This window comes from Ilyobacter sp., assembly GCF_041583315.1.
Taxonomy (GTDB): domain Bacteria; phylum Fusobacteriota; class Fusobacteriia; order Fusobacteriales; family Fusobacteriaceae; genus Ilyobacter.
Genome location: NZ_JBFHGC010000380.1, coordinates 1 through 2,848, shown reverse-complemented (window position 1 = coordinate 2,848; position 2,848 = coordinate 1). Strand labels below are relative to the sequence as shown.

The following is a 2,848-nucleotide window of genomic DNA, read 5'->3' as shown; positions in this document are numbered from 1 at the left end:
TTCATAGGTGAATGAAGTCCCGGGAAGTATGGGAGGAGTGTTCAAGTAAGGGACTCCGTCCTGATCATTTGGGACCAGCAGCCCGTGCCAGTGTATAGAAGTCTCGACATCCATATAATTGTTAAATGTCACTCTGAGGATATCTCCCTCTGTAAATTCAAGAGTCGGTCCCGGGATTCCTCCATTTAATGTCATCGCTGTTACAGGATTCCCGGTAAAATTGACTTCTGTATAGGCTATATCAATTTCATATTCCACTAATTTAGAAAAACTAAAAGTAAAAATTAAAATATATAAAAGTGTGACCAGAATTTTTTTCATTAAATATTCCTCCCTACTACAAAATGTTTTTTATACTTTGTTATTCAAGTAAAAAATTAAAACTCCTTTCATGAATAGTTAATTCAGGCAATTATTTTAATCATTAAAATTATAGGGAATTTTAGTATTAATTTAATCTAATGATAATAATACTAATAGTTGTCACACTCTCGTCACATTTATATCGTATTAATTTGAATATATAAGGAGAGTGATAATTATGAAAAAATTGTTAGTTACAGGGTTACTGGTTGTATCAGTCGCAGTCTTTGCTAAAGGCTACAATAACTACAGTCATATGTATAATTCGAACAGGTATGAAACTGGAATTAATCAAAACTTAACTTCTGAACAAAATAAAAAGTTGAGTGTTTTAGAGAAAGAGGCCTATAACAGTAGAAGGAGATATGCTTTAGAAATTCAAACCAAGAATTTGGAAGTTCAACGAATGATGAATGAGGATAAAGTCAACTGGAGTAAAGTTGAGAAAATTAATGGTGAAATTGCCAATATTCAAGCAAAGATGAGAACTGAATCAATGAAATTTAATAGACAAGCTTATGATATAACCGGTTATGAACATATGAACAGAATGAGCAAAGTGAATGGATTTTGTGAAGGAGGAAGTATGGGTGGAAGAGGACACATGTATTAAGTTCCAATTTTATTTTGAAATATTTGGTTTCTGGAAAGACTCCCCATTATTGGGAAGTCTTTTATTTTTTTCCTCTCATAAACCGAGCACATATATAAATTATAAGTGTTGGAAGGGTAATCCATTGAATAATCGGAATAATTCCAATATGGGTGCCAGGAATAAGAGGCATATATTCTGAATATGCCCATGATTTTCTTAAGACTACATTTAGGATTTCACTGTATGCGGTATATGAAGTCCCAATAGCAGTAACAGCCAGATAATCTTTTTTTTCCGGAGCAAAAAACCACATATTATTCTTTTTTATAAAAGACCATATTACCATCGACATGCCTAAAATCATTACGTCGCCGACTGTGCAGTGAAATCGATACCATACAATATAATTTATTTTATCTGTTATATCCAAAAAGAAAGGCGTTTGAAGCCATTCCCACATTCCAAATATAACAAAACTAAAAAATGTAAAAACAATAAAATACTTGATACTTTTAACCATAACATTTTCCTCCATCCTAAGTATTTGTGAATTCATAGTATATGAAGGTGATATATATGTCAAGAATCTCCATAATAAATCTAGTTAAGAATAAAGCCAAATTTTCAGATTTAAAAAGAATGGTCGCCCAGTTTTTAGCCGGAGAATTCAGGTCTTTCCCGAATTTAGTGTAAATTTAACATTAACCTTTTGATAATTAAAAGTTAATCTATTTATCAATTTGTATTTTTTAGGCATTTTAAACAAGGTCTAAGTGTAATGTCTGCACTTGGACTCTTTTAATTTCTAAAAAAAGGAATTCCAAAAGAGTTCCTAAAACTACAGTATTCCGTACTCCTATCAAATTATATTTTTTATGAGTTCAAAATATCTATTTACACACTTTATGAACCAGTGGTACAATATGTCAACTTAAAAAATAGTAATTTGAACTTAATTCGAGGTGAAAAATGAAAAATAGAGTAAACATGCTATTTCAGGATAAAAAAAGAGTTTGGGCTTACTGGAGGGTGTCAACTTCAAAACAGAGTGAAGGAAGGCAAACAAAAATATTTGAAGATTATGGATTAGACAATCTTTTTATCAGAGGAGATAAAATAACAGGAAAATCAAATGCCGAAGACAGAAATATGTATTCTGAAATGAAAAAGTTGATGGTTACTGGAGATTATCTGCTAATTAAAAATTTAGACAGACTAGGAAGAGATAAAAAACTCATTTTAAAAGAGTATTGGAACCTTGTAGATAGAGGAATTAATATTCTTATAATTGATACGCCTTACCTATCCAGTGAGGACCTGAAATCTCAGGCAGAAAAGCAGGCAGACATATTTAAGGATTTTACTATGAATACTGGAAATGGTCTCTTAGATGACTTCATCAGTGGCTTGAGAGAGCTTATTAAAAAGTTAATGATAGGAATGATAGACCAACAACTTGAAAACGAGGCTCTTAGAGCAGAAGCTGAAAGGGTAAATATAGCTCTCAGAGTTAAGGAAGGGGTTAAGATAGCACAAGAGCGGCTTAAAATTGAAAACAGGGGATGGGGAAGACCTTGTATAGATATAACTCCTGAGGTAGAGGAAATTATAAAAAGATGGAGCTCTAGGGAAATTATGCAAAAGGAAGCTTTAAAAGAACTTAAGGAACACGGAATTGGAAGAACAACAGCGTATAAATTAAAACTGAATAAATCTTAAAAATTATATATAAACAATAATTAAACCCATTTAAATAGAAAAGCTGCCCCAATGGGCAGCTAATTTTATTTCTTATTCTGCTGGTGTCCAGAATACTTCTACTCTTCTGTTCTGAGCTTTTGCTTCTGGAGTTGTGTTTGGAACTAATGGATTCTCTTCTCCAAATCCTTT

Annotated in this window: 4 protein-coding genes; 2 read left to right on the top strand and 2 right to left on the bottom strand. The window is 32.1% G+C overall.

What is annotated here, in order from left to right; genetic code table 11:
* Window positions 1-321, bottom strand: a 321-nt coding sequence (locus tag ABZA26_RS11710) for a multicopper oxidase domain-containing protein (RefSeq protein ID WP_372714704.1), incomplete at its 3' end; no start/stop codon positions are given.
* A gap of 220 nt (window positions 322-541) precedes the next feature.
* Between ABZA26_RS11710 and ABZA26_RS11705 the strand changes: the two genes are divergently transcribed.
* The gene (locus ABZA26_RS11705; RefSeq protein WP_372714703.1) at window positions 542-976 is read left to right on the top strand and encodes a Spy/CpxP family protein refolding chaperone; all 435 of its coding nucleotides are present in this window, start codon (window positions 542-544) and stop codon (window positions 974-976) included.
* A gap of 61 nt (window positions 977-1,037) precedes the next feature.
* Here ABZA26_RS11705 and ABZA26_RS11700 read toward each other — a convergent pair whose 3' ends face one another.
* Complete coding sequence (locus ABZA26_RS11700; protein ID WP_372714702.1) at window positions 1,038-1,478, bottom strand: hypothetical protein; 441 nt, start codon at window positions 1,476-1,478, stop codon at window positions 1,038-1,040.
* A gap of 449 nt (window positions 1,479-1,927) precedes the next feature.
* On the opposite strand from ABZA26_RS11700, the gene ABZA26_RS11695 reads away from it, so the two are divergent.
* Window positions 1,928-2,677 (top strand): recombinase family protein, encoded by a 750-nt coding sequence (locus ABZA26_RS11695; protein WP_372714701.1) that lies wholly within the window; start codon window positions 1,928-1,930, stop codon window positions 2,675-2,677.
* Window positions 2,678-2,848 lie beyond the last annotated feature (171 nt).